This is a genomic window from Thermobifida cellulosilytica TB100 (genome assembly GCF_001517975.1).
GTDB lineage: Bacteria > Actinomycetota > Actinomycetes > Streptosporangiales > Streptosporangiaceae > Thermobifida > Thermobifida cellulosilytica.
In genome coordinates this window covers 1,282,812-1,284,112 of record NZ_KQ950180.1, presented here as the reverse complement: position 1 = coordinate 1,284,112, position 1,301 = coordinate 1,282,812, and the positions used below count along the sequence as shown (strand labels likewise).

Here is a 1,301-nt window from a genome sequence, read left to right as displayed (position 1 = left end):
GAAGGAGAGCGTCTCCTTCGCGGTCGGCTACGCCGAGGGCGAGGAGCCCGCGCTCGACCGGCTCGCGGAACTCGTGGAGCACTTCGCCGACCAGCAGATCTTGCAGACCATGACGGTGCACCGGCTCGCCGGGCGCGACGACGTCACCTATGCGCCGCACTGGTCGGGGGTGCCGGTCCCGGTGGGGATGGCGGTCGGCGCCGAAGGGGTGGCCCAGATCGGCCGGGAACGCGCGCTCGCCGCCCCCGTGCCGGGGAAGGTGGTCGGCCCGGTGAAGGCGCCGGCGGTGTGGTACCGGGTCGGGGACGGCGTCGACGCGGAGGACTGGCGCGTGCTCGACGGGCTGTTGAAGCACCTGCGCCCCCAGGGGCTCGCCCGGGACTAGCGGGGGTGGGCGGGCGGGCCGTGCCGGACCGGACCGGTCCGCGGTGCTCCGGTGGGCGGACCGGGCGCCCGTTCCTCCGGCCCGGCCCGGGCCGTCAGGGCACCGCGGGCGGGGCTCCCGGTCGGTGCTCTCCCGCCCCGGGGAGGGACAGGCGGTGCACCCGTGGCCGCCGGGCGCGGCGGCCTGCACCACGAGAACGGGCCGCGTCCCCTCCCGCCGGAGCGGAAGAGAGCGCGGCCCGTGCCTTCTCGGACCGGAGTCGGTCACGGAACGTGTGAGGGGCGTTCCGGGACCTGTTCAGGCGCTGTCGGTCATCTCCCTGTCGGCCTCACCTCCTCATCTCGTCGACGATGCGTCCGCGGTCGCCAACTTGCGCTGCCGCGCGCCGCCGCGGTGCAGGACGAACTGGTCGAGGGCCCAGGCGCCGGGGCCGAGGACGGCGATGAGCAGGAACGCCCAACTGTACATGGCGGCGAGTTCGCCGTGGTTGTTGAGCGGCAGGAGGGCGCTGGGCTGGTGGACGACGAAGTAGGCGTAGGCCATGGAGCCGGAGGCCAGGACGGCGCTGCCCCGTGTGAACAGGCCGAGCAGGACGAGGGCGCCGCAGACGAACTGGATCAGGGCGGCCCACCAGCCCGGCCAGGAGGCGAAGTCGACGGCCTGCCCGCTGCCCTGGTTGCCGCCGAGGACGCCGAACAGGGAGGCCAGGCCGTGGCAGAAGAACATGAAGCCCACGACTATGCGGAACAGTGCGAGCACCGGCTCGCGGAAGCGGTCCAGGTTCATGGAGTCACCTCGGAAGGACTAGGGGAGAGGGGAGGAGAGGAGGACGCGGCGGGGCATCCCGAGTCGGGGGAGGGGCGAGTCCCATCCCGGGCCGCGGTTCCCCTGCTCCGTCGGGGGCGCGGGGGGGGGG

2 protein-coding genes are annotated in these 1,301 nt (G+C 74.3%); one reads left to right on the top strand and one right to left on the bottom strand.

Annotated elements, in window-relative coordinates; genetic code table 11:
* A partial coding sequence (locus AC529_RS20335; RefSeq protein WP_232306583.1) for a DUF6177 family protein occupies positions 1–385 on the top strand: 385 nt, incomplete at its 5' end.
* Between the two features lie 336 nt (positions 386–721).
* Here AC529_RS20335 and AC529_RS05525 read toward each other — a convergent pair.
* Positions 722–1,171: a DoxX family protein gene (locus tag AC529_RS05525; protein ID WP_068754069.1), complete on the bottom strand. Its 450-nt coding sequence runs from the start codon at positions 1,169–1,171 to the stop codon at positions 722–724.
* Positions 1,172–1,301 lie beyond the last annotated feature (130 nt).